This is a genomic window from Hymenobacter sp. H14-R3, from assembly GCF_030063445.1.
Taxonomy (GTDB): domain Bacteria; phylum Bacteroidota; class Bacteroidia; order Cytophagales; family Hymenobacteraceae; genus Hymenobacter.
The window spans coordinates 167,329-191,981 of the sequence record NZ_JASITD010000005.1 but is presented as its reverse complement, the minus strand read 5'-3'; the positions used below and the strand labels follow the sequence as shown (position 1 = coordinate 191,981).

The window sequence follows — 24,653 nt, the reverse complement described above, 5'->3', positions numbered from 1 at the left end:
TCAGTTCGGCACCAGAAACGGTATGTTGCCGGTGGCTACGTTGCCGTGGCCATCGTGGGCGTACACAAACAGGCGGTAGGCCCCCGGCGCGGTGGGCGCGGTAAGCGTGGTTTGGCCCGTTGCGCCGGCCGGTACGCGGCCCGCCACGGGCGTGGGGCGGCTTTCGCGGTCGCCGCCCTGCTTGAGGTCGGTGCTCTCGGGTAGCAGCTCCCACTGGTAGGTGAGCGCGTCGTGCTCGGGGTCGGTGACGGCGGCGGCCAGGGGGTAGGGCTGGCCGGGGCGCAGCGTTACGCTGGCCGTAGCGGGCTTGCCATCAAGGGTTAGCGTGCTAATATGCGGGGCGCGATTCTTCGGATAGTGGCCGGTCCAGAGGTACTGAATCACGTCCACGACCTCCGTTTCTTCCCCCTTCTCGGTGAAGATGCCGTACCAGGTGGGCGTGCGCTCCTGCTTCTGGCCCCAGAGAAACACGTAGCTGCCCAGGCAGTGCGCCCGGTCTTTCTCGATAGAGGCCTCGTAGCGGCTCTTATACACGGCCGCTTTTTGGCTACTGGTTTCCTCCACCGAGGCTTTCCAGGCGGTTTGGGGGCCTTCCCAGTGGCCGGTGGGGCCCCACTCGGCCACGAGGTAGGGGCCGGTCCAGCCAGCGTCGGCTACCTGCTGGGGCAGGGTGGCCAGCCCGGCGTAGGTGTTGATACTCAGGATGTCCACGGCCGGGCAGCGGGTTTTCACGTACTCGACCTCCTTTTTATTGGCCCCGGCCAGCACAGTCGAGGTAGGGTGGTTGGGGTCGGTTTCGTGAATCATCTTCGCGATGTCGTTCACGGCGTCCCACACCTTGGGGTTGGTGTAGTCGAGGTTCAGCTCATTGCCGATGCCCCAGAACAACACGGCCGGGTCATCCTTGTACATAAGTACCTCTTGCTTGATTTTTTGCAGCTGCGCGGCCACGGCGGCCGGGTCGTTGTAGTCGAAGCCGTGGCGCTCGCGGGCCACGTCGAGGCCCAGCATCACGGTGAGGTGGTGCTTATTGGCCTCCGCCAATACCTTGGGCGCCTCATCGGTGCTCCAGGTGCGGACGGAGTTGCCGCCGTAGGCCGCAATGCGCTCGGGGTACTGGCCGCCGCCCGCGCCTTTCACGAAGTAGGGTTGGCCGGCGCGCAGCAGCTCGTAGCGGCCATTGGCCTGGCGCACAGCTACTTTAATGGGGCCGGCGGGTGGGCCGGCCAGGGCTGGCACGCTGGTGAGCGCGGCCAGGGCCAGCGTCAGGACATAGGGTGAGAAGCGGTTTTTCATGGGGTGGGAAGCGGTAGAATTTGGCAAAAATAACCGTGCGCGGGCACCTCACCCCCGGCCTCCTCTCCCCAGAAGAGGGGGAGCCTGACCACCTTTTTGAGAAGCAGAAAGCACCCTCAGCAAATGCTAAAAGTGCTTTCTATCCTTGCGAATTTTCAAGAAATCATCCGGCTTCCCTTCTTTTGGGGAGAAGGGGCCGCGGGTGAGGTGCCTTACGCCTCTTCCTCGGTGGGCGGCGTGCCGCGGAAGGCGTCTATTTTACCCACGCCGGCGGTTAGCTTCACGGGCCGGTTCTCCTTGGCCGACTGATAGATAGCCTCCATAATGCGCTGGTCCTGCAAGCCCTCTTCGCCGGGCGTGTAGGGCGTTTTGTTGCCGCGCACGCACTCGGCCATGTGGTCCATTTCGAGGGCGAAATGCTGCTTGGCGGGGTTACTCGGGATTTCGGTTACCTGCTTGCCGTTGGGGGCGTGCACCAGCTCCTGCTTGAGGCCTTTGTAGGGGAAAGCGGGGTCCATTTTGATGGTGCCGGTTTCGGAATGTACGGCGTAGCTCTTAGCGTTGAACGAGCCGTAGCCCGTCATGCACTGCGAGATAACGCCGCTCGGGAAACGCAGCGTAAAGCTCACATTCTCTTCGATTTCCCGGAAGCGGTCGTCGCCGGGCGTGCTATAGATTTGGGCCGAAACCTCAGTCGGCTCCTCCCCCAGCAGAAAGCGCGTGGTGTTGAGGCAGTACAGGCCCACGTCGGGCAGCGAGCCGCCGCCGGCCAGGGCTTTTTTGTGGCGCCACTGCTGGTCGTGGGCCTGGTTCTGGCAGTTCATCATCTGGATGAGCTTGGGCGCGCCGTAGGTTTTAGCGCGCACCAGCTTCATGGCGGCGCGGTTCAGCGGCTCGTACTGAATGCGGTACGCAATCATGAGTTTCTTGCCGGCTTTGTTGCAGGCGGCAATCATTTCCTCGCACTCCTTCACGGTGTTGGCCATCGGCTTTTCGCAGAGAATGTGCTTGCCAGCCTGCGCGCCCCGCAGCGTGAACTCGTGGTGCTGCGAATTAGGCAACACAATGTAAATCACCTCTACTTCGGGGTTATCCTTGAGCTTATCGTAGGTTTGGTACGAGTAGCAGCTGCTGGCTTTGATGCCGTACTGCTTGGCCACTTTGGCCATTTTCTCGGCGTCGCCGCTCACCAAAGCTACCGGCTTGGCGTGCTTGCACTGGCCGAAGGCGGGCAGGATTTCGGCCAGCGTGAGGTGGCCGAGGCCCACCAGCGCGTAGCCCACGCGCCGGTCGGGGGCGTCGGGGTTGGGCAGCGGGCCGGCCTGGGGGTCGGTGGGCGCTTCGAGGGGCGGCAGCTTGATATCGAGCGGGCCCGTGATGGGCGGCGTATCGAAGCCGCCGAGGTCGGCGGCTTCGGCGGCGGCCAGCGGCAGGGCGGTGGCCAGGCCGGCAGCCAGCAGGCCGCGCCCGGCGTGGTTGATAAACTGGCGGCGCGAGGCGCTGGTGGCCGTATCGACCGCAACCCGGTCGAGGGTTTCGGCAGTGGAAATCTCGTGGAACATAGTAGTGCGGGGATAGAAAGCTGGCTTTACGTGCCACCAGGGGCCTAGCGTTGCCCCCGTGGCACGTAAGCTCGGCGGTGATAACCTCTACTGCATAACCTGGTTTAGCACAAGTCAATCGCTGGCTATCAGCCGCTTATCTTCCTCACTAACTACTTGATAAGCAAGCAGTAGCAAGGCAATTTTTACTTTCCCGACGCTTATTTCCTTTCGCATGTCCGCACTTTTCGAGCCGCTTACCCTACGCGGCCTCACGCTCAAAAATCGCCTTGTCGTTTCGCCCATGTGCCAGTACAGCGCCGTCGATGGCTTTGCCAACGACTGGCACCTGGTGCACCTGGGCAGCCGCGCCGTGGGCGGGGCCGCTTTGCTCATTCAGGAAGCCACGGCGGTGTCGCCCGAGGGCCGCATCACGCCCGAAGACCTCGGCATTTGGAAGGATGAGCACATTGATTTTCAGCGCCGTATCAACCAGTTTATCGAAGCCCAGGGCAGCGTGCCGGGCGTGCAGCTGGCCCACGCCGGCCGCAAAGCCAGCACCTACACCAGCTGGCTGGGCAAAGGCCACGGCGCCATACCCGAGGCCGAGGGCGGCTGGCAGGTAGTGGCGCCCAGTGCTATCCCGTTTTCGGCCGATTATCCCCAGCCGGTGGCGCTCGACGCGGCCGGCATCAAGAAGGTAATTGCCGATTTCCGGAGCGCCACCGAGCGGTCGTTAGCGGCTGGCTTTAAGGTAATTGAGATTCACGCGGCCCACGGCTACCTGCTGCACGAGTTTCTGTCGCCGCTCAGCAACCAGCGCACCGATACCTACGGCGGCTCGTTCGAAAACCGCATCCGGCTGCTGCTGGAAGTAGTGGCCACCGTGCGCCAGGTACTGCCCGACAACCTGCCGCTGCTGGTGCGCATTTCGGCCACCGACTGGACCGAGGGCGGCTGGTCGGCCGACGAGTCGGTGCAGCTCAGCACCGGGCTGCGCGACCGCGGCGTGGACCTCATCGACTGCTCGACGGGCGGCAACGTGGCCGACGCCAAAATTCCGGTCGGCCCCGGCTACCAGGTCGAATTTGCCGAGCGCATCAAGCGCGAAGCCGGCGTGCCCACCGGGGCCGTGGGCCTCATCACCACGCCCGCCGAGGCTGAGCAAATTGTGGCCAGCGGCCAGGCCGACCTCGTACTGCTGGCCCGCGAAGAGTTGCGCGACCCCTATTTCCCGCTGCACGCCGCCCACGAGTTAGGGGCCGAGGTAGCCTGGCCCGTGCAATACGAGCGCGCCAAGCCGCGCAAGTAAGTAACGGCTCGCGTGGAGGACATTCTTAGCCCCAGCGGGGTCGTACCCGGTAGGGCTAAAAAAGCATTTTCTGCGTGAGTCTTAACTGATGTTATGCAGCAGGATGTAGCGCGGACTTTGTAGTCCGCGTTGCCACGCCGTTAAAGCCTGCCTGATGGCGCGGCAACGCGGACTACAAAGTCCGCGCTACACCCCTGGCGTAGCCGGTACTAAGGCCCTGCGTAACAGCAGTTATTGATAATTCATAACTAGCCTAACCGTTACCAGCAATTGCCCTACGTGGCGCGTGGTATGCTCGGCGGCGTGTACCAGCAGGCCGATAACGGTGCTCGGCAGCTGCGCCCGGCCCACGCCGCGCCACTCGGGCAGGCTGGTTTCGGGAGTAACCTCTAGCTGCGCCAAGGCCTTATCTACTTGCTCATTAAACAGTTGCACCAACTCTTGCGCGGCGCCGGGGTGCGTGGGCGGCTGGCCTTCGGTAGCCAGGTAGGTCAGCTGGGTTTCGCTGAGGGCCGCGCCGCGGGCGTAGGTGAAGGTGCGGTCGAGCACGCCCGCCAGGTGGCGCAGGTGGAAGCCCACCGAGGCCAGGCCCAACGGGCGCTCGGCTAGGCGTGCGGCCGGGAAATCGGCCATGATTTTGGCCACTTCCTCGCGGGCTTGCAGCAGGGCGTGGGCTACGGGCTGGAGCAGCGGCGGCACCGCGGGCAGCGGGCCGCGCAGCCAGACTTCGGGCAGGTTCTGGGACATAGTTATTGCTAACGCAATTTGTAAATCAAGGCAGGTGCGCTGGTCGGCTAGCTTCGCCAGCCAACCGGATGACGCGGGAAACAGGACTGCACGACGGGCCCGGCGGCGCATACTGCAACCGGCCGGCCGGCTTCGCCGACGGACCGGGGCATGTGGCCGGACGAGTACCCGCCAGCGGGCGCGAATTGGGGTGGCGCACAAAGTTCGGGGGCCACGCTACTACCAGGGCCGGCCAACGTATTTTTGCGGGTACTTATGTCTGCACTTCCAACTACGGCCCTGCTGGCCGCCGCCGCGCAGTTTGGCACCCCGCTCTATGTGTATCAAGCCGATACTATTCGGGCTCAATACCAGAAGCTTACCACCGCCTTTAGCGGCCACCCCACGCGGTTTTTCTACGCCTGCAAAGCGCTAACCAACGTGGCCATCCTGAAGGTGATGCTAGCCGAGGGCGCGGGCCTCGACTGCGTGAGCCTCAACGAAGTAAAGCTGGGCCTGCACGTGGGCTTCCGGCCCGAAAACATTCTCTTCACGCCCAACAGCGTGGCATTCAGCGAGTTGGTAGAGGCCAAGGAGCTGGGCGTGAACCTCAATATCGACAACCTATCACTGCTGGAGCAGTTTGGGGCCACCTACGGCGGCAGCTACCCGGTGTGCGTGCGCCTGAACCCGCACATTGAGGCGGGCGGCAACTACAAGATATCGACCGGCCACATCGACAGCAAGTTCGGCATCAGCATTCACCAAATGCGCCACCTGGAGCGCGTGGTGAAGGGCACCGGCCTGCACGTGCGCGGCCTGCACATGCACACGGGCTCCGAAATCAAGGACGTGGCGGTGTTCCTGCGGGCCCTCGAAGTGCTGTTCGACGCCGCCCGGCGCTTCCCGCAGCTGGAGTTTCTGGACCTGGGCTCGGGCTTCAAAGTACCCTACAAGTCCGGCGACTACGAAACCGACATGACCAGCCTGGGCCAGCAGGTGACAATGGCTTTCCAGGAGTTTGAGCAGGAATACGGCCGGCCGCTCGAAGCCTGGTTTGAGCCCGGCAAGTACCTGGTGAGCGAGGCGGGCTTCCTGCTGGTGGAGGTTGCGACCGTGAAGCACACCACGGCCACGGTATTTGCGGGCGTCAACTCGGGCTTCAACCACCTCATCCGGCCCATGATGTACGATGCGTACCACTACATCAGCAACCTCTCGCACCCCACCGGCCCCGAGCGCCTCTACACGGTGGTGGGCAACATCTGCGAAACCGACACCTTTGCCTGGGACCGCCTGCTGCCCGAAGTACGTGAGGGCCACGTACTTGCCTTCCACAACGCCGGCGCCTACGGCTTCGAGATGAGCAGCTCGTTCAACTCGCGCCTGCGCCCCGCCGAGGTGCTGCTCGATGGCGACGCCCCGCCCCGCCTCATCCGCCGCCGCCAAACCTTTGAAGACCTGTTGGCCGGGCAGGTTATTGGTGAATGAGTGAGTTGGTGAATGAGTGAATTACCTACTTTTAATTCGCTCATTCACCAGCTCACTGCCCCAAAAGCCAGTTTACGGCGTCGGTTTCGCCCTCAAAATTGCGGTAGAGGTGGCCGAGCCGGCGGCTGGTGGCGAGCACGCTATTCATGGCGAGGCGGGCAAATACGTCGTGTGCCACGAGCACGGCCCCGTAGCGGTAGCCGTTTTCCTGCACGGCCCGGGGCAGCCATTCGTTGTTCATCCAGCTCTCTTCGGCGGGCGTGAAGGGGTTCATCTGCTGCTGGTTGATGAGCACGCGGCTCCAGCTGTGGCGCTGCATGGCCTGCCGCAAGTGCGTCAGCATCGACCGGAATTGTCCTTCTTCGCGGAGGCCGGGGTAATAATCGAGCCGCAGGTAGGCCTGTGGCTCTTCCCAGATACAGCCGATGCTGTTTTTGAAGTAGATAGTACGAGAATCGGCGGGCATAACACGCAAGCAAAACGGCCGGCTCGTGCCCAACCGAAATATGCCGGTGGGTGGGGCGAAGCCGGGGCAACCCGCCTTAAACTGTGAATTACCGCTTTAGGTTAGGGCGGCGCGCCGTTTACTTTGCGGTCTATGAAGCCCCGCCGCAAGCCCGCTGCCCTCCGCAAGCCCGATTATTTTCCTGCCGATAACGTACTCACCGGCCTCGATGCGCCCCGCCTTCTGGCGCTAGGTACTGACTTTGAGCAGTTTCGCTTCGTGCAGTGCGATTTTAGCGAGGCCAGCCTGGCCGGCCTGCGCTTCGAGGATTGCCTGTTTGAGCGCTGCAACCTCACCACCACCAAGCTCAGCAGCACCTCTCTGCAAAACGTGGCTTTCGCCGATTGCAAGCTGCTGGGCGTGAGCTTCGGCGCGTGCCTCGACATGCTGTTTGGGGTGCATTTCGATAGCTGCCAGTTGCGCTACGCCTCCTTTGGGGGCAAGAAAATGGCGGGCACCCACTTCGGCCAATGCAGCCTCGACGAGGCCGATTTCACGAATGCCGACCTGAGCAACGCCGTTTTTCAGGGCTGCGACCTTACCCGCACCAATTTTCACAACACCCTGCTGGCCGGGGCCGACTTCACCACGGCCACTGGCTTCAGCCTCGACCCCGAGAATAATAACCTGACGGGCGCTCGCTTTGCGCTTGCCGGCTTGCTGGGCCTGCTCGATAAGTACGGCCTCGTGGTGGAGTAGTGAGTGAGGAAGTAATGAGTAACAAGGGCAAAAGAACGTCAGGCAGACCGAAGGGAAACCTCGCGCGTGGGATAGCAACTACAATTGTTCAACGGGGCGAGCGAGAGGCTTCCCTTTGGTCTGCCTGACGTTCTTTTGTGCTCCCCCATCCCACTCCATCCCCTTTCTCATGGACCAAATCCCCCCCGCCACCCACTACCGCTGGGACGACATGCCGAAGGACGAGCTGTCGGACACCATTGCGCGCCGCCTCATCACCGGCGACCAGATGATGCTGGCCCACGTGTACCTCAAAAAAGGCGCGCTCGTACCCAAGCACTCGCATCATAACGAGCAGATTACCTACATTTTAGAAGGAGCCCTGCGCTTTCACCTCGGCGAAGACGAAAGCCAGGAGGTAATCGTGCGGGCCGGTGAGGTGCTCACCATCCCCTCGCACCTGCCGCACAAGGCCGAAGCCCTGGAAGACACCCTCGACGTAGACGTTTTCAGTCCCCCCCGCCAGGACTGGCTCGACGGCAGCGACAGCTACCTGCGGCAGAAGTAGTTACTAACTCAATTGTCATTGCGAGCACCGCGAAGCAATCGCACCGGAACGAGTCGTTCGGGCATCGTTCTGGTACAATTGCTTCGCGGTGCTCGCAATGACAACTTTCCTTACCCTACCAAAATGGACCTCGGAATAACCGGAAAAGTAGCCCTCGTAACGGCCGCCAGCAAGGGCCTGGGCCGCGCCGTGGCCGAAGAGCTGGCGGCTGAAGGCGCCAGCCTGGTGCTGTGCGCCCGCACCGACGCAACCTTGCAGGCAACCTGCACTGCCATCCGGGCCGCTACCGGGGCGCGGGTGCTGGGCGTGGCCGCCGACGTGGCCAACCCCGCCGACGTGGCCCGGCTGGTGCAGGCCGCCCTGGCCGAGTTTGGGCAGGTCGATATCCTGGTGACCAACGCCGGGGGGCCGCCCGCCGGCACCTTCGAGCAGCACGATGCCGCCGCCTGGGACGCCGCTACCCGCCTGCTGCTCAGCAGCGTAGTGGAGCTTACGCGGGCCGTGCTGCCCGGCATGCAGGCCCGCGGCTGGGGCCGGATTCTCAACATCACATCCATCGCCGTGAAGCAGCCCGTGGCGGGCCTCATGCTTTCCAATAGCCTGCGGGCGGCCGTTACGGGCATGGCCCGCACCCTGGCTACCGAGGTGGCGGCCAGCGGCGTCACGGTCAACAACATCTTGCCCGGCTACACCCGCACCGAGCGCGTCGAGCACCTGGCCAGCGCCGCCGCCACCCGCGACAACATCAGCCCCGAGCAAGCTACCGAACGCTGGACCAGCGAGATACCCATGCGCCGCCTGGGCGAGCCGCGCGAGTTTGCGGCGCTCGCCGCCTTCCTGTGCTCCGAGCGGGCCAGCTACATCACCGGCACCTCTACGGCCGTGGATGGCGGCTGGCTGCGGGGTCTTTATTAGGCTTCTCCTTATTTGTCATTGCGAGCGCAACCAAGTGGAGCGCGGCAATCGCCCCAGAACGAAACCAGAACAAGCTAATTGAGTTGTTTTACTATCGTTCCAAGGTGATTGCCGCGCTCCACTTCGTTGCGCTCGCAATGACGTATTTATACTGAATTCTTTATTTTGATTACCCTGCTCGTCGGCACCAGCCGCCCCCAATCGCGCACCCGGCGCGTGGCCGAATTTTACGCCAGCCTGCTCGATGAGCTGGACGCCCCCTACCAGTTTCTAGACTTGGTGGATTTACCCACCGACTTTCTTAGCGTTGCGCTCTACCACAACGCGGGCAAGCACGCGGCTTTCAACCAGCTGGCGGCCCCGCTCGACCACTCGGAGCGCGTCGTCATTTTCGCGCCCGAGTACAACTGCTCCATTCCCGGCGCGCTCAAGGCCTTTATCGACGCCTTGCCCTACCCCGGCGGCCTGCGCGGCAAAAAAGCGGCCCTCGTGAGCCTGAGCAGCGGCGGCCAGGGCGGCCTGCTGGCCCTGAGCCACCTCACCGACATCCTTTTCTATCTGGGTAGCAATGTGTTGCCCCAGCGCGTGCGCCTGCCCAACATCAGCCAGCACCTCTCCAAGGAAGGCCAGATAACCGACCCGCTGCTATGCCAGGTGCTGCGCGAGCAAGCCGAAGCCCTGCTGGCTTGGTAATGGGTAATGGGTAATGGGTAATGGGTAATGGGTAATGGGTAATTAAGAAAGAACGTCATGCTTCACTGCGTTCAGCATAATGTTCTTTCTTTTTTGCTAACTACCTAACCAACAATTATTTACGTGTTCGCAGCAACAGCACGAAGCCATAGAGCGTAATGGCCAGCACACCCAGCGCCGAAAGCATGGCCACGGCGTCGCGCACGTTTTTGCCGGCCCAATCCATGAGGAAGAATTTATGGAGCACGGCAAATGAAAGCCCCTCACGCCGGTCGCCGTCAGTGACGCGCGCGGCGAGGCGGCCGGTGGCGGGCTCCACATACAGGGCCGGGTGGCCGGCCCCGGCGTAGGCCAGCTTCACTACCGGCAGGCGCTTGTTTACGAAGCCATACTCGCCGGCAAACTTGGTTACCAGCTCGGGGTCGGACTCGGTAGAGCTGCCCAAGTTGGCCACGGCGGGCGCGCCAATGGCCACCGGGGCCTCGGTGGTAAGAGCGGGCGCGGTGCAGCAGTCGGGCAAGGCACCGTCTTCGGCCGCGCCGGTGGCGCTGGCCGTGGCCGGGCGGCCATCGAGCGCCAGCATAAACTCCTGGCCCAGCTCGGCGGCGTAGCGCATTTCGCCATTGGGCAGTTCGGTACCGTCGCGGGTGCTGCGGTAATGCACAGTTGACTGGCCGTCAGCGCCTTTGCTCACCAGGCGGTAGTAGGGCTGGCCGGCTACGCGCGCCAGCGATAGCCGCGTGGCGGGCGCAGGGCCCGCCAGGGCGTCGGCCAGCGGCCAGGTTAGCTCGCTGGCGGCAAAGGCGCTCACCCGCGCCACGGCGTCGCGGCGGTCAGGCGTGATTTTTTGCCAGAGGTGGTACGATGCGCTGAAGGCAAACGTGCACGTAACGAACGCCACCCACAGCCCCAGCGTGCGGTGCCGGCGGCGCAGCCAGCCCACCTGGTCGTGCGCCGAGCGGGGCTGCTGCAATTTCTGGCGCACAAAGCCGTAGATAACCAGCCCGCTCAGCGCCGACAGCCAGATAACGGTGGTAAAAACCAGCATGATACCCAGGTGCAGCGGCCGGGGCAACGCATCCAGAAAATCCCAGTTGTGCAGCATTCCAAACACCCACAGGAAGCGGGCGCGGGCCAGGTTGTTGAACGTGCCCAGGCGGCTCTGGCCGGTTTCGATATACACGGCCATGCCGTCGGGCCGGGCAAAGGTGATTTTCCAGACGGGCAGCAGGCGGTTAATAAACTTATAATCACCCGTGTAGTGCGTCAGGCGCTCGGCGCGGGCCAAGGCGCTGGTCGAGTCGGCCAGCAGGTAGCGGGACAGTTCCTCGGCGTAGGCTTGGTCGCCGCCGGGCACTTCCTGGCCGGTGGCGGCCAGGAAGTAGCGCAGCCGCCCCCGAAAGTCGGTGAGCTGATACGCGGGCTGGCGAAGCAGCCGCACTACGCGCAGGTTTTGGATGGCCGCCAGGTGGTTTTGGGCCAGCAGCTGCGCCACCGGCACGGTGAGCTGGCTGGCCAGCAGCGGCGGCGCGGGCACGGTTTCGTGGGCAATGGCCGGGCGCAACCAATTGGACATCAGCGGGTGCGAGAGCCCGCTGAGCGTCCACATAATAACGGGCAGCAGCGTGACCAGGCCCAGCGTACGGTGCCAGCGGTACAGGTGCCGGCCCACAAAGCGCCGCACGGGCGAGGCGGCCGCGCGGGGCGGCGGGGAAGTGGCTTGCATATGGTTAATTATTAAGCAGTTAAATCTTGTCAACGATTCGTCCCCCCCTCTCCCGGAGGATATCGCGCATGAAGCGAGGGGGGCCGGGGGGTGAGCGCGGAGGGCTACTCCCGCGCTTTGCCAGCAAACGTGTAGCCCAGGCCCAGCGTAACGGTGCGCGGCGCGGCGGCCTGGTAGGTGGTGCCGTACTGGTTGCTGGTTACTAGGCTGGCGTACAGCTCATTGCTGAGGTTCGCCACGTTGGCCCACACTTCGAGGCCGCGCACGGCGGGCTGCGGCAGGCGGTAGCCGAGGCGCAGGTTCAGCAGGTTGTAGCCGGCGTAGGTCTTAGTATTGGCCGCGTTAGTGAAATACTGGCCAATGCGCTGGTACTCAAGCCCCAGCCGGGCCCCGGGCACGAAGCGCGGCTTGTAGAACACCTCCGCGTTGGCAATCCAGGTGGGGGCGCTCACCATGCGGTTGCCGGCGTAGTCGCGGTTTTTGCCCTGCACTACTTCGCTGTATTCCAAGTAGGTATGCTGCACGTTGGTGCCGCTCACGCGGAAATTCACCTCCGATACCGGCGCGTAGGTCAGCGTGTATTCGATACCCCGGTGGCGGGTCGCGCCCACGTTTTCGCTCTGCGTGGTGTTGTCGGGCTGCAAGAGGCTCACCATCTCGTTGCGGCCCTCTAACACGTATGCACTCAGGTCGATATACACTTTGCGCTCAAACAGCGCCACCCAGCCGCCCACCTCGTAATTGTTGAAATTGGCCTGCTTTAGCTCAATCGTCTGGCGCGAGCTGTAGAGGCTACCCGTTTCGGGCGGCTGAAAACCGGTGCTGAAGTTGGCGTACAGGCCCTGCGCCGGCCCCAGGGCGTAGGTCAGGCCAAGCTTGGGGGCCACAATGTTGTAGGTATTGTTCTGGACCGCTTTTTTGGTGGTTTGCGCGCCGCTCAGGTTGTTACTGAAATTGTACTGTACCCGGTCGTAGCGCAGGCCTCCCACTATCCGCAGCGCCTCAGTGGCCTGCACCTCATACTGGGCGTAGGCCGCCGTGTTGAAGAGGTCAATCTGGTAGTTGTCGAGGTAGCGCCCGGTGTCGGTGTAGCCTGTGTAAAAGTTGTTGGCCACGTCCTTGTCAATAGTCAGGTAGCGGGCGTAGTACGTGCTCGGGCTATAATCAAAATAGCCACCCACGATGAGCCGCGAGTTCAGAAAGCCCAGGTCGAGGCGGTGTTGCGCCAGCGCCCCATAGCTACGAAACGACTGGTTATTTACCTGCCCGTTAGAACTTTGATACACGCCCTTAACCCGCATATCGCTGATAAAATAGCTCGGCAGCTGGCCGGTCGAGTTGTAGCGTGCAAATGCCGTAAAGGCCGTTTGCTGCGCGGGGCTCCAGTCGTGCTCCAGGCGCAGGCTGGCCCGCACCGCCGATACCACGCGGTTGGTGAAGCGGTTGTTACTCTGGTAGCGGCGGCTGTAAAAACGGGTGCTGTCCAGGGTGCCCGGCGTTTGGGTGTTGAGGTAGTTGTAGGTACCCATGCCCACCAGCCGCGTTTTAGCACTAACCCGGTAGTCGGCCCGCGCCGTCCACGACTGCTTATCGAAGTCGGTGTAGTCTTGCCAGCTGTTGCGCTGCCGGGCCGCGTAGCCGCCCACGTACAGGCCCAGCCGGCCGGCTGGGCCGCTGGCGCTGGCATCGACGCGCCGATAGCCGAAGCCATCGCCCTGCACCGAAATGCCCGCCGTGGGCAACGGCGTGGGGCGCTGCGTCAGAAAATTTATAGCCCCCCCGATGGCGTTGGAGCCGTAGAGCGATGAGGCCGGGCCCTTCACCACCTCTATGCTGCGCACGCCGGCCTGGTTTATCTCATACAGCGCGTTGTGGTTGAAGATACCGATGGGCCGAATGGGCAGGCCATCTTCCAGGTACAGGTACACCGCGTTGGTACTAATGGGCTGGCGGATAGCCATCATGTGCTGTTCATTGCCGAGGTTCACCATGTACACGCCCGCTACCTTGTTGAGCAGCTGGTAGGGCGCGGTGGCCTTGGTATCGGCAATAAGCTGCGGCGAAAGCTGGCTGATAGCTACCGGTGCTTCGGTGCGCTTTTCCTGCTCGCGGCTCGCCGACACCACCACGCCTTGCAGGCTCACTGGCGCAGCTTCGAGCCGTACGGTGAGGGCCTGGCCGTTAGCAGGCACGCGCGCCTCCTGGGCACTATATCCTATAAATGAAATAGTTACCTCCCGCACATCGACTGCCGCGGGTAGCGTAAAGTGTCCAGCGGCGTCGGTGGTGGTGCCCAGGCTACTGCCGGGCACTACCACCGTTACGCCCGGCAGCGGCTGCTGCGACTGCGCATCGAGCACGGTGCCGCGCAGGGTGGTTTGCTGCGCCACGGCGCAGCTCAGGCTGGCAACGGCCAGCCCAGCAGTCATAAAAATAGACTTCATCCCCTTGAAAATCAGGTTAAAAACAAACCAAGGGGGCAAGGCTCGGCAGGCCGGAATGCGCGCCAAGCGGCATCCGGGCCACGGCCGGCCGGCAACTCCCCAGTCGAAGGTTGGTTTTTAGCCCAGCGGGGGGCGGAACACGGTGCCTAGCGGGGCAGCGTAGGTGCCCGGCACGAGGCGGCGGTAGCGCGCCACCACCCGCGCCACGGGGCGCGTGGCCTGCGGCTGCCAGGCCGCGAAGGCGGGCGGCAGCATTTCGAGGCGCTCCTTGAGCGGGCCGGCCGAGCGGCTTTCGCGCTCTTCCTGCTGCTTCAGCTTTTTGGCGAAGTAGCACTTGCCATCGCAGTGCAGCAGGGGCCGGGCCTTGTTCACGCAAAAGCGCGCCGTGATGGTAGCCTGGTTCAACGTAAAATCTACCACCAACAGCTCACGGCTGAAGGTTTGCAGCAGCACGAGGACCGCGAGCAAATAGGCGAAACAGGATTTCAACAGAAAATAAACAGGGTGAACCGAGGGCAAAAATACGGGCAGTTGCCGGTTATCCGGCTGCGTTGGCCGCTTATTGGCAATTTCTTCACGCGCCCCACAACCAACGGCGCTAGTTTAGCCCCTGTAAATCTGCTACCTTTAACAAGCATTGCGCAGGTGGCTAGCCGCCGCGCCGGGGTCGAACTTTTCGGCCGCGCGGCTTATGCTGACGGCCACCCTTTCCTGCGCACCTTTCGCCTTGGCTTTCTTTACTATCCCGATGAGAACCCGCTCGTTTACTACCCTTTGCGGCTTGCTGTTTGTGGCTTCGACGGCCGTTTTTGTCGGCTGCAAAAAAGACAGCGACCCCGAAATAACCACGCCCGGCGAGGTCGATTTGCAAATCTCCAACGTGGTGGGTACCAAGGCCCTGGCCCTCGATGGCACGGCTTACGCCACGCCGGCCGGCGAAACCTTCACCGTTGCTACCCTCAAGTACTACGTTTCCAATCTGAAATTTACGAAGAGCGACGGCACCGTGTATGCCGCGCCCAACACGTATTTCCTCGTTGACCAGGCCCAGCCCGCCTCGCAGCGCTTGGCCATAACGGGCGTGCCCGCGGGCACTTACACCGGCGTGAGCTTCGTGGTGGGCGTCGATGCGGCCACCACCCAGGCCGACCCGCTCGGGCTCACCGGCGCCCTCAACCCCGCCAACAGCATGTACTGGGTTTGGGCCACGGGCCACATTTCCATGAAAATGGAGGGCACCGTGACCTCCGCCAGCCCGGCGCGGCCCATCACCTGCCACATCGGCGGCTACACCGACCCCAACAATGCTATCGTAACGGCCACGCCCGCCCTCAATGGCAACGTGCTGAGGGTGAACGGCTCGCACACGTCAACCATCGCCGTGCAGGCCGACGTGCTGAAGCTGTTTGACGGTGCTAACCACATCACCCTCAGCACGTTCTCCAACGGCATGATGCCCGGCCCCGAGGCCATGAAAGTAGCCAAAAACTACGCCGCGGGCATGTTTACCGTCACCAAAACGCAGGTAAACTAGCGCGGGCGTGCGAACCGGGTGGTGGAAATCGGCAGCGTGGCCCGGGTTGGGGCTGCTGGGGCTGGCGGCCTTGCTCGCGGCCGGCGGCTACGGCACGGCGCGGCCCGCCGCGGCCGCGGCCATGCCGGGGGCCGCGCAGCCCGCCAACTTCCCGGCCATGACCTACGCGCTGGCTAAAAACCAGCCCAACCGCGCCACCTTCGAGCTGGGCCGGGCCCTGTTCTACGACCCGCGCCTGTCGAGCAGCGGCACCGTGTCGTGCGGCTCGTGCCACCAGCAAAGCCGGGCCTTCACCGACGGCCGGACGCTGGCCCTTGGCGTGGCCGGGCGCCGCAGCCCGCGCAACGCCCCCACCCTGCAAAACCTGCGCTGGCGCACCAGCTTCATGGCCGATGGCGGCGTGCACGGCCTCGAATTGCAGGCCCTGGCCCCCCTCACCAGCCCCGCCGAGATGAACACCCCCCTGGCCACCGCCCTGGCCAGGCTCAACGCCGACCCCGCCTACCGCCAGCGCTTCGCGGCCATCTACGGGCCGGGCACCATCGATACGCCGCAGTTTTTGCGGGCCCTGGCGCAGTTCACGGCGGCCCTCACGTCGGCCAATTCGCGCTACGACCGGTACGTGCGCCACGAGGCGGGCGGCACGCTCACGGCCCCCGAGCGGCGCGGCCACGCGCTATTCGTGGCCAAGTGCGGTGGCTGCCACGCCGGCGAGCTGTTTAGTGATAACTCCTTTCGTAACAATGGGTTAGACAAGTCCTTCCCGGTCGATTCGGGGCGGGCGCACATTACGCTGCTACCCGCCGATGCCGGCCGCTTTGCCGTGCCCAGCCTGCGCAACGTGGCCCGCACCGCGCCTTACATGCACGACGGTCGCTTTGCCACGCTGCCGCAGGTGCTGGCCCACTACGCCCACGGTGTGCGGCCCTCGCGCACCCTCGACCCACTGCTGCGCCCACCGGGCGGCCGCCTGGGCATTGCACTCAATGAAACGCAACAGGCTGATTTACTTGCTTTTCTGAATACGCTCACCGACAATAGCTTTCTTACTGATAAGCGCCTAGCCGACCCCACGTTGGAAACCAAGCCGGCTACTCTGCGCGTTGAGGCTGCGGTGACCGCCGTACTTTTTGGCCGCTAACTCCGCTCTTTATCTCTTTTTTATGGCGCTGTTTATTACGCGGTTTCGGGCACCTTTACTGCTGGCAGCCAGCGCTTTACTCGGCCTCAGCAGCTGCGGCAAGGGCAGTGAGCCATCGGTAGAGCCCACCCCCACTGCGCCCACGGCCTACCAGCTGGTGGTGCCGGCGGGCTTCCCTACGCCCGTTATCCCAGCCGATAACCCGCTCACCAACGAGGGCGTGGCGCTGGGTCGCCAGCTGTTCTACGAAAAGGCGCTGTCCGGCACCGGCACCATGAGCTGCGGCTCGTGCCACCAGCAAAGCAAGGCCTTCACCGATGGCCGCGCCCTGGCTGTGGGTGTCGATGGAGTAGCCAACCCGCGCGGCACCATGTCGCTGGCCAACGTAGGCTGGAGCACCCAGCTCACCTGGGACGGCGCCTTTACTACCCTCGAAACCCAGGCCCTAAAGCCCCTCGAAAACCCCATCGAGCTGCACCAATCGCTCACTATGGGCGTGGCTAAGTTGCGGGCCAGCAGCACGTACCCGGCGCTTTTCCAGGCCGCGTTCGGCACCAAAACGATTACCAATGAGCTAACCCTGAAGGCGCTGGCTCAGTTTGAGCGCACGCTCATTTCGGGCAATTCGCGCTACGATAAGTACATGGCTACCCGCCAGGGCTTTACGGCTGATGAGGTGACGGGCCTGAAGCTCTACACCACCCACATCGCGCCCGGCGTGGTGCGCGGGGCCGAGTGCTTTCACTGCCACACCCAGCCGCTGATGTCGTCAAACTACGAGGGCCGGTTTTTTAACAATGGCCTCGACCTCACCTTCCCCGACCCCGGCCGGGGGGCCATTACCAAGCTAGCCGTGGACCAGGGTAAGTTCATTGCCCCTACCCTGCGCAATATCACGCTCACTGCCCCCTACATGCACGACGGCCGCTTCAAAACCTTGGAAGAGGTGCTCGACCACTACTCCGACCACGTGCAAATGGCAAGCCCCGGCCTCGACAACAACCTCATCCAAGGCCTCAACAACCCGCCCTTCGGCACCCACATGGACCTCACGGCCCCCGAAAAGCGCCAAGTGCTAGCCTTTCTTAAAACCCTCACCGACTCCACCTTCATCAATAACAAGCAACAATCCGCCCCCCAATAATCGCAGATTTAGACAGATTGCGCTGATTCAGATGTCAGATAGCGGCGCATACTATGATTGACATACAAAAGGGTGGCCGCTTCGAGAAGCAGCCACCCTTTTGTATGTCAATCATGCCTGATAAATACCTTGTATGCAGCGCTTTAGCTGACGTCTGAATCAGCGAAATCTGTTTGAATCTGCGATTGCGCCCGAATCAGCAAAATCAGTGCAATCTGTCTAAATCTGTGATTTAGTCGACATTATCGTGCAGGAAGCGGTTGTCGCCCAGCAGCTCGTTGTCGTCGCTGAGGTTGAAGCGGGAGATGTTCTGGGCGCTGCTGGGCGTCACGGGCTCCAGCTTTTGGCCGCGGCGCAGGTAGGCGGGCGTATCGAGGTGCGTGGTGGCTTCCGGCGACAGGCCCTGGTTCTGGCTGAGCTGCTGCAAGCGGCGGCGACGCTCCTCAGCCTGGGCCTCCAAAATGGCGGGGCGCGGGCGGGGCGGGGCGGGCTGGCCCGGCTGCGCCGAGCCTTGGCCCTGGCCCTGGCTCGATGATAGCAGCACGGGGTCGCCGGGGGCAGTGATGGGTGCGCCCGCTAGCCCGGTTTGGGCGTTGGGCGTGTTGGGACCGTTGAGCTCGTAGGTAACGCGGGCGGGCTCGGGCGTGATGAACTTCGGCACTACGGGCACCGTGGTGGCGTGCTGCGCGGGCTTGTCGTAGGCTACCTCCGCTACCGGGGCCGCAGCCACTGGCTCGGGGGTAGCTTCGGCGGGCCGGGTGTTGGTCGAGATGGTGTGCGCCTCGCGGGCAAAACCGGTGGCAATAACCGTCACGCGGATGCTCTGGCCCAGCGTATCGTCGGTGCCATGGCCAAAAATCATCTCGGCATCCTCGCCGGCCTTATCCTGGATGTACTCGGTGATTTCCGACAGTTCATCCATTTCCAGCTCGGCCTGGTCGCCCGACATGATACTGAGCAGGATGCGCTGCGCGCCCTTGATGTCGGTATTATTGAGCAGCGGCGAGTTCAGCGCCTCCTCGGCGGCGCGGCGGGCGCGATTTTCACCCTCCGTAATCGAGCTGCCCATTACGGCCGCCCCCGAGTCCTTCATCACCGTTTTCACGTCCTCGAAGTCCACGTTCACATCGCTGGTCACCGTAATGATTTCGGCAATCGACTTGGCTGCCGTGGTTAGCACCGTATCGGCCTTGGCAAAGGCCTGGCCCATGGTAAGATTGCCATAAAGCTGGCGCAGCTTATCGTTGAGAATCACCAGCACCGTATCGCAATGCTCACTCAGTTCCTTGATGCCTTGCTCGGCCTGGTCGCGCTTCTTCTTACCCTCAAAAAGGAAAGGCGCCGTCACGATGCCCACCGTCAGAATATTCAGCTCCTGCGCCACCTGGGCAATAACCGGGGCTGCGCCCGTGCCCGTGCCACCGCCCATGCCGGCCGTGATAAACAGCATTTTGGTGCCGTTGCTCAGCAGCTCGCGAATCTGCTCGCGGCTTTCAAGGGCCGCCTGGCGGCCGCGCTCGGGCTTGGCCCCCGCGCCTAGTCCTTCGGTCAGGTCTACCCCAATCTGGAGCTTATTGGGCACCGTGGAGCTTTCCAGGGCCTGCCGGTCAGTATTACAGATAATAAACTCCACGTCCTTGATGCCCTGCTTATGCATGTGCTTCACGGCATTGGAGCCCCCACCCCCTACCCCAATCACCTTAATGATGGAGCGGCTTTGGGCAGGAATGTCGAAGGTAAAATTCATAGATTCAATGAGTGAGTGAGTGATTGAGTGAATGAGCGCTTGAGCAGGCGGCTGGGCCATTCACTCAATCACTCATCCACTCATTCGCTCATTGATTAATATTGCTTATCGTCAAAATCGTCAATCAGAATACCCTTCAGCTTACGGGTGATGTCACCCAAAAACTTGAGACCTTTCTGCTCCTTTGCCGGTTTAGGCGGCTCGGGGGTAGTGGCCGCCGGGGCCACCGGGGCCGGGGCCTGGGGCGTGAAGCTGGGCACCACCGGCGCGGCCACCGGGGCCACGGGCTGGTAGTTGTAGGCCGAAACCTCTTCCTCGCCGTAGCCGGGGCGGGCAATGCGCTCGTCCTGCGCCTGGTAGCCGGCCAGCACGAGGCCCACGCCGGTGGCGTGCATCGGCGACTTCACGGCTTCGATTTTGCTTTTGCCCAAGTGTTGGTTGGGGTAGCCGATGCGCGTGTCGAGGCCGGTGAGGTACTCGGTCAGCTGCTCCAGGTTTTGGAGCTGCGAACCGCCGCCAGTCAGCACAATGCCGGCCGAGAGCTGGTCTTGCAGGCCCATACGATAGATTTCGGCATACACCAGCTCGATAATCTCCGACATGCGGGCTTCGATGATATAGGCCAAATTCTTGAGCGACACCTCTTTGGGTGGGCGGTTGGGCAGGCCCGGGATGCTCACGATTTCGTAGTCGCTGGCCTCCTCGGCAATGGCTTTGCCAAACTTCACCTTTAGCTGCTCGGCCTGGTTGGGCGTCACGTTGCAGCCCTGCTTGATGTCCTGGGTGATGATGTTACCCCCAAACGGCAGCACTGCCGCGTGGCGAATAATGCCATCCTTAAACACCGCCAAATCGGTAGTGCCACCGCCAATATCAATCAGGGCCACGCCGGCTTCTTTCTCCTCGTCGCTCAGCACCGATACGCTCGACGCCAGCGGCTCCAAAATGAGGTCGGCAATGGCCAATCCCGCCTTGGTTACGCACTTGTTGATGTTGTTGATAGCCGCGCTTTGCGCCGTGATAATGTGGAAGTTACCTTCCAGGCGCACGCCTGCCATGCCGATGGGGTCGGTTACGCCCCCTTCAAAGTCAACTTTGTATTCCTGCGGCATCACGTGGATAATCTGCGAGCCGGGCGGGGTCACCAACCGGTACATATCCGCCGTGAGGCGATTCACATCGTCCTGGGTAATCTCGGTGTCGCTGCTGGGCCGCGTGATGGAGCCATTGTGCTGCAAGCTCTTGATGTGCTGCCCCGCAATGCCCACGTTCACCACCCCAATATCGATGCCCGACTGCTCCTCGGCCTGCCGAATGGCGCGCTTGATGGCATCCACGGTCTTGTCGATGTTGAGCACAAGGCCACGCTGTACCCCATCGGACACAGCCTTGCCCATACCCAAAATTTCGAGCTTGCCATACTCGTTTTTACGGCCTACCAGGGCACAGATTTTCGTTGTACCAATGTCGAGACCGACGACGATTTTATCTTGTTGCATAGGATGGAGGTAGGCAGTGAAAGAGCAGAAGCTAAACTAGTTAGCAAGACACGTAAAAAATAGATTTATGATTGCCAAGCAGTTACTACTCGCAAATTATTTGGTTTTGGTATTCTACGTTGACGCGATGGTACGTATCCCAGCCCAATACCGAGGGTATTTGTCGGTAAAATACCATCAATTTGGCGAATTTCTCCGAAATGTTGTCCGGTGCGCCAAACTCGATGCGTTGGTCGCCAACCTGCTGCGTAAAGCTGAGCTTACCGCCCGGCTCCACGAACACCTCAGCCACCTGGGCGCGCCAGAAGGGATGCTCGTCTACGAAGCGCAGGAAATCTAGGTAACCCCTACTAGTGCTATCCTGAAAAAAATTACTGGGGAGCGTGCCGCCACCGGCCCGGCTCACCGTGGCCACCCGCGCCGTGTAGAGCGGCGAAAGCGGCAGGCGCTTGCCCGAGGCATCGACGTAGGCATCGAGGCGGTCGTCGGGGTGCACGAGGCGGGCAATGGGGCGGTTCTGGTGAATATCGGCGTGCAGCGTGCCCGACAGGTCGCGGTACACCTGGGCGTCGCGCACGAAAGGGTGCGCCTTGAGGCGGTTTTCGAGCTCCCGCAGGCGGTCGCCCTCGGGCACGGTGCCAATCACGGGCTCCTTACCGCCGTTGGTGAGCAGGGCCGTGACGCCGCGCTCGCTGATGAAGTAATTATCGGCGTCGTTGGCCACGTTCACCACAATGTCCTGCACCGGGCGGTGGGCCTGCCGAAAAGCCGCAAACGCGGCCATACCTCCCAGCCCCAGCAGGCAGGCAAGCGCGACGAGCAAATTGCGAACGGTTTTGGTCACGATGTATAATGCTTTTAAGGCTAAGCGTTTGTCATTGCGAGCGTAACATTCTGCGCATCAAGCAGAGGTGGGGCGCGGCAATCTTTTCTTCACGGTCGGGTTACTAACTCAGTGAAGCGAACGACCAGGAAAGATTGCCGCACTCCATCTCTGCTTGATGCGCAGAATGTTGCGCTCGCAATGATGGGCGGTTAATTTCGATTAATTCAGAATTCTTTTTAGCTGCGGAACCAGCGTGTCGATGTCACCGGCACCCACGGTTGCCAGGATATCAAAAGTAGGGTTATTTTCCACTCTTTCCAACACTTGTTCCTTGGTTTGCAAGGATTTAGCTGCCGAGGTAATGGCGGGCAACAGCATGGCTGCCGTGATGCCCGGCAGGGGTAGCTCGCGGGCCGGATAGATATCCAATACTATCACTTCGTCGGCCAGACTCAGGCTCTGCGAAAAGCCCTCCGCAAAATCGCGCGTGCGGGTAAATAGGTGGGGCTGAAAAATGGCGCAGATTTTTTTATTCGGGTATAATGCCCGCAGCGAGCGCAGAAAGGCTTCTATCTCCCGGGGGTGATGGGCGTAGTCGTCTACGTACACTTTGTCGGGCCCGGTTACGATAAATTCAAAACGCCTTTTCACGCCCTGATAAGTAGCCACAGCCTCAGGAAGTTGTGCGGCCGTGACGCCAAATAATTGTGCGGCGGCGGCAGCGGCCAGCATATTTTCCACGTTGTGGAAACCCGGCACGGCCAGTTCCAGCCCCGTTGCTACGCCCTCGGGGCCATGCAAATCGAAGTGAAACTGGTGGCCCTGAGCTGTAATATTGGCCGCAAATAAATCGGGGCCTTCGGCGGCCGTGAGGCCGTAGCGCAGCACCCGCGTGCCGGGCGGCACGGCAGCGGCCACGCGGGCATCGGCGGTGTGGTTGAGCAGCAGCGTGCCGCCGGGCTTTATCTGGCTCACAAACTGGCAAAACGAGTCGATAAGCGCGCTTTGCTCGCCGTAAATGTCGAGGTGGTCGGCGTCGGTGCTTGTCACGATGGCCACGTCGGGGTACAGCGTGAGGAAGCTGCGGTCGTACTCGTCAGCCTCGACTACCACGGGCGCATCAGGGCTGTTGGGCAGCAATAGATTCGAGCCCAGGTTTACGGCGATGCCGCCCAGAAACGCGCCCGCATCGAGGCCCGCGTGGTGCAGCAAATGCGCCACCATACTGCTGGTAGTGGTTTTGCCGTGGGTGCCGGCCACCGCGATGGTGGGCCGGCCCTGAGTGAGCAGGCCCAGCACTTGGCTGCGCTTGCGAATATCGTAGCCCTGCGCGCGCAGCCACGCCCACTCCAGGCTGGTGGCCGGAATGGCGGGCGTGAGCACCACCAGCGTCTGCGCTTTATGCTCCCGAATTTCCAGCGGAATATTCCTCACCTCGTCGGCGTAGTGCACGGCAATTCCTTCGGCCTGCAAAGCCAGGGTAAGCGGCGTTTCGGTTTTATCGAAGCCGCTGACCTGGTGGCCATTAGCCTTGAACCAACGCGCCAGCGCCGACATGCCAATGCCCCCGATGCCGAGGAAAAATATGTAGGGAAATTGCTGCATTATTTATTTTTTACTGCTGATAATTCAGACCGTCATGCTGAGCGCAACGAAGTGGAGCCGAAGCATGACGGACCATTTTGTTCCCTTTACTTTCTGATTAACTTAAACAGCTCATCCACAATATCTTTGGTAGCATCGGGGCGGGCCAGCTCGCGCACGCGCTCGCTGAGCTGCTGCTGGCGCTCGGGGTCGGCGAGCAGGCGCAGGGTTTCGTCGTAGAGGCGTTCGGGGGCGTGGGCGTCGGTGATGAGCACGGCCGCACCTTTGCCCACCAGGGCCAGGGCGTTTTTGGTCTGGTGGTCCTCGGCCACGTTGGGCGAAGGCACCAGCACGCTGGCCTTGCCGGTGAGGCAAAGCTCTGATACCGAGAGGGCTCCGGCGCGGCTCACTACCACATCGGCGGCGGCGTAGGCCAGGTCCATGCGCTTAATAAACTCCAGGGCTTGCAGGTGGCTGGCGGCGTAGGGCGTGGCCTGCTGCTGGGCCTCGGGGAAGTAGAGCTTGCCGGTTTGCCAGAGCAGCTGCACGCCGGCCTCGCGCAAGCGGGGCAGGGCGGCGGCAGTGGCCAGGTTGAGGGTGCGCGCCCCGAGGCTGCCGCCAATGACGAGCAAGGTTTTTTTATTCGGGTCGAGGCCAAAAAATTGCATGGCTTCGGCGCGGTCGCCGTGGGCAATTTCGGCGCGCACGGGGTTGCCGGTAAGCACGACTTTATCGGCCGGAAAAAACTTGTCCATGCCCTCGTAGGCCACGCAGATTTTGCCCACGCGGCGGCCCAGCAATTTATTAACCAAGCCAGCGTATGAATTCTGCTCCTGAATAAGGCTCGGAATAGTCCGCGAGGTGGCGGCCAGCAGCACCGGGGCCGAGGCGTAGCCGCCCACGCCCACCACGGCATCGGGCCGAAATTGCTCAAGTAGTTTGCCGGCCCGGCGCACCGAGCGAAATACCCGCACCGGGAACAGAATATTCTGGGGCGTGAGGCGGCGCTGCAAGCCGGTAATATCCAGGCCCACAATCTGGTAGCCGGCTTCGGGCACACGCGTCATCTCCATGCGGCCATTAGCACCCACGAACAAGATATCGGCGTCGGGTTGCCGCCGCCGGATTTCGTTCGCAATTGCTACCGCCGGGAAAATATGCCCGCCCGTGCCGCCGCCGGAGATGATGAATTTCATAAGTGAGCTGTTAGCTATTAGCTGCTGGCTGATAGCTTTTTATGGATAGTTATTATGCTAGAAAGCTAGCAGCTAATGGCTATTAGC

21 protein-coding genes are annotated in these 24,653 nt (G+C 62.2%); 9 read left to right on the top strand and 12 right to left on the bottom strand.

Going from position 1 to position 24,653, the window contains the following annotated elements:
• Both QMK33_RS07180 and QMK33_RS07175 read right to left on the bottom strand, forming a co-directional pair.
• Positions 1–1,323, bottom strand: a complete 1,323-nt coding sequence (locus tag QMK33_RS07180) for a glycoside hydrolase family 2 TIM barrel-domain containing protein (protein WP_283563887.1) — start codon at positions 1,321–1,323, stop codon at positions 1–3.
• Between the two features lie 185 nt (positions 1,324–1,508).
• The gene (locus tag QMK33_RS07175; protein WP_283563886.1) at positions 1,509–2,858 is read right to left on the bottom strand and encodes a Gfo/Idh/MocA family protein; all 1,350 of its coding nucleotides are present in this window, start codon (positions 2,856–2,858) and stop codon (positions 1,509–1,511) included.
• A 214-nt stretch (positions 2,859–3,072) separates the two neighbouring features.
• On the opposite strand from QMK33_RS07175, the gene QMK33_RS07170 reads away from it, so the two are divergent.
• A complete protein-coding gene (locus QMK33_RS07170) occupies positions 3,073–4,149 on the top strand; it encodes an NADH:flavin oxidoreductase/NADH oxidase (protein ID WP_283563885.1) in 1,077 nt (358 codons plus the stop codon).
• 231 nt (positions 4,150–4,380) lie between these two features.
• Here the strand turns inward: QMK33_RS07170 and QMK33_RS07165 are convergent, their stop codons facing one another.
• Positions 4,381–4,896 (bottom strand): DinB family protein, encoded by a 516-nt coding sequence (locus QMK33_RS07165; protein ID WP_283563884.1) that lies wholly within the window; start codon positions 4,894–4,896, stop codon positions 4,381–4,383.
• Between the two features lie 255 nt (positions 4,897–5,151).
• On the opposite strand from QMK33_RS07165, the gene lysA reads away from it, so the two are divergent.
• Positions 5,152–6,366, top strand: coding sequence for a diaminopimelate decarboxylase (gene lysA, locus QMK33_RS07160; protein WP_283563883.1), 1,215 nt, complete (start codon positions 5,152–5,154; stop codon positions 6,364–6,366).
• 52 nt (positions 6,367–6,418) lie between these two features.
• On the opposite strand, the gene QMK33_RS07155 is transcribed toward lysA, so the two are convergent.
• Positions 6,419–6,832 (bottom strand): hypothetical protein, encoded by a 414-nt coding sequence (locus QMK33_RS07155; RefSeq protein WP_283563882.1) that lies wholly within the window; start codon positions 6,830–6,832, stop codon positions 6,419–6,421.
• A 132-nt stretch (positions 6,833–6,964) separates the two neighbouring features.
• Here QMK33_RS07155 and QMK33_RS07150 point away from each other — a divergent pair, with 132 nt between their 5' ends.
• The 4 genes from QMK33_RS07150 (at position 6,965) to QMK33_RS07135 (ending at position 9,725) form a co-directional block, all read left to right on the top strand.
• A complete protein-coding gene (locus QMK33_RS07150) occupies positions 6,965–7,570 on the top strand; it encodes a pentapeptide repeat-containing protein (protein ID WP_283563881.1) in 606 nt (201 codons plus the stop codon).
• A gap of 169 nt (positions 7,571–7,739) precedes the next feature.
• The gene (locus tag QMK33_RS07145; protein ID WP_283563880.1) at positions 7,740–8,117 is read left to right on the top strand and encodes a cupin domain-containing protein; all 378 of its coding nucleotides are present in this window, start codon (positions 7,740–7,742) and stop codon (positions 8,115–8,117) included.
• A 123-nt stretch (positions 8,118–8,240) separates the two neighbouring features.
• Positions 8,241–9,032, top strand: coding sequence for an SDR family oxidoreductase (locus QMK33_RS07140; RefSeq protein WP_283563879.1), 792 nt, complete (start codon positions 8,241–8,243; stop codon positions 9,030–9,032).
• A 165-nt stretch (positions 9,033–9,197) separates the two neighbouring features.
• Complete coding sequence (locus QMK33_RS07135; protein WP_283563878.1) at positions 9,198–9,725, top strand: NADPH-dependent FMN reductase; 528 nt, start codon at positions 9,198–9,200, stop codon at positions 9,723–9,725.
• 115 nt (positions 9,726–9,840) lie between these two features.
• Here QMK33_RS07135 and QMK33_RS07130 read toward each other — a convergent pair whose 3' ends face one another.
• The 3 genes from QMK33_RS07130 to QMK33_RS07120 form a co-directional block, all read right to left on the bottom strand.
• Positions 9,841–11,451, bottom strand: a complete 1,611-nt coding sequence (locus QMK33_RS07130; RefSeq protein ID WP_283563877.1) for a PepSY domain-containing protein — start codon at positions 11,449–11,451, stop codon at positions 9,841–9,843.
• Between the two features lie 104 nt (positions 11,452–11,555).
• Positions 11,556–13,895: a TonB-dependent receptor gene (locus QMK33_RS07125; protein ID WP_283563876.1), complete on the bottom strand. Its 2,340-nt coding sequence runs from the start codon at positions 13,893–13,895 to the stop codon at positions 11,556–11,558.
• A gap of 117 nt (positions 13,896–14,012) precedes the next feature.
• Entirely contained in the window at positions 14,013–14,363 is a 351-nt protein-coding gene (locus QMK33_RS07120) for a hypothetical protein (RefSeq protein WP_283563874.1), read from the bottom strand.
• Between the two features lie 280 nt (positions 14,364–14,643).
• Here QMK33_RS07120 and QMK33_RS07115 point away from each other — a divergent pair, with 280 nt between their 5' ends.
• Genes QMK33_RS07115 through QMK33_RS07105 form a run of 3 tightly spaced genes read left to right on the top strand, consistent with a single transcriptional unit; the run spans position 14,644 to position 17,714 of the window.
• Complete coding sequence (locus tag QMK33_RS07115; RefSeq protein ID WP_283563873.1) at positions 14,644–15,429, top strand: MbnP family protein; 786 nt, start codon at positions 14,644–14,646, stop codon at positions 15,427–15,429.
• Between the two features lie 7 nt (positions 15,430–15,436).
• Positions 15,437–16,570 (top strand): cytochrome-c peroxidase, encoded by a 1,134-nt coding sequence (locus tag QMK33_RS07110; protein WP_283563872.1) that lies wholly within the window; start codon positions 15,437–15,439, stop codon positions 16,568–16,570.
• A gap of 22 nt (positions 16,571–16,592) precedes the next feature.
• A complete protein-coding gene (locus QMK33_RS07105; protein ID WP_283563871.1) occupies positions 16,593–17,714 on the top strand; it encodes a cytochrome-c peroxidase in 1,122 nt (373 codons plus the stop codon).
• 232 nt (positions 17,715–17,946) lie between these two features.
• Here QMK33_RS07105 and ftsZ read toward each other — a convergent pair whose 3' ends face one another.
• The 5 genes from ftsZ to murG all read right to left on the bottom strand — a co-directional run bounded on the left by ftsZ (position 17,947) and on the right by murG (position 24,566).
• A complete protein-coding gene (ftsZ, locus tag QMK33_RS07100) occupies positions 17,947–19,461 on the bottom strand; it encodes a cell division protein FtsZ (protein ID WP_283563870.1) in 1,515 nt (504 codons plus the stop codon).
• A gap of 95 nt (positions 19,462–19,556) precedes the next feature.
• Positions 19,557–20,960 (bottom strand): cell division protein FtsA, encoded by a 1,404-nt coding sequence (ftsA, locus tag QMK33_RS07095; RefSeq protein ID WP_283563869.1) that lies wholly within the window; start codon positions 20,958–20,960, stop codon positions 19,557–19,559.
• A gap of 85 nt (positions 20,961–21,045) precedes the next feature.
• Positions 21,046–21,804 (bottom strand): cell division protein FtsQ/DivIB, encoded by a 759-nt coding sequence (locus QMK33_RS07090; protein WP_283563868.1) that lies wholly within the window; start codon positions 21,802–21,804, stop codon positions 21,046–21,048.
• 201 nt (positions 21,805–22,005) lie between these two features.
• Positions 22,006–23,391, bottom strand: a complete 1,386-nt coding sequence (gene murC / locus QMK33_RS07085) for a UDP-N-acetylmuramate--L-alanine ligase (protein ID WP_283563867.1) — start codon at positions 23,389–23,391, stop codon at positions 22,006–22,008.
• Between the two features lie 86 nt (positions 23,392–23,477).
• On the bottom strand, positions 23,478–24,566 hold the full coding sequence (gene murG, locus QMK33_RS07080; protein WP_283563866.1) for an undecaprenyldiphospho-muramoylpentapeptide beta-N-acetylglucosaminyltransferase: 1,089 nt from the start codon (positions 24,564–24,566) through the stop codon (positions 23,478–23,480).
• Positions 24,567–24,653: the final 87 nt, after the last annotated feature.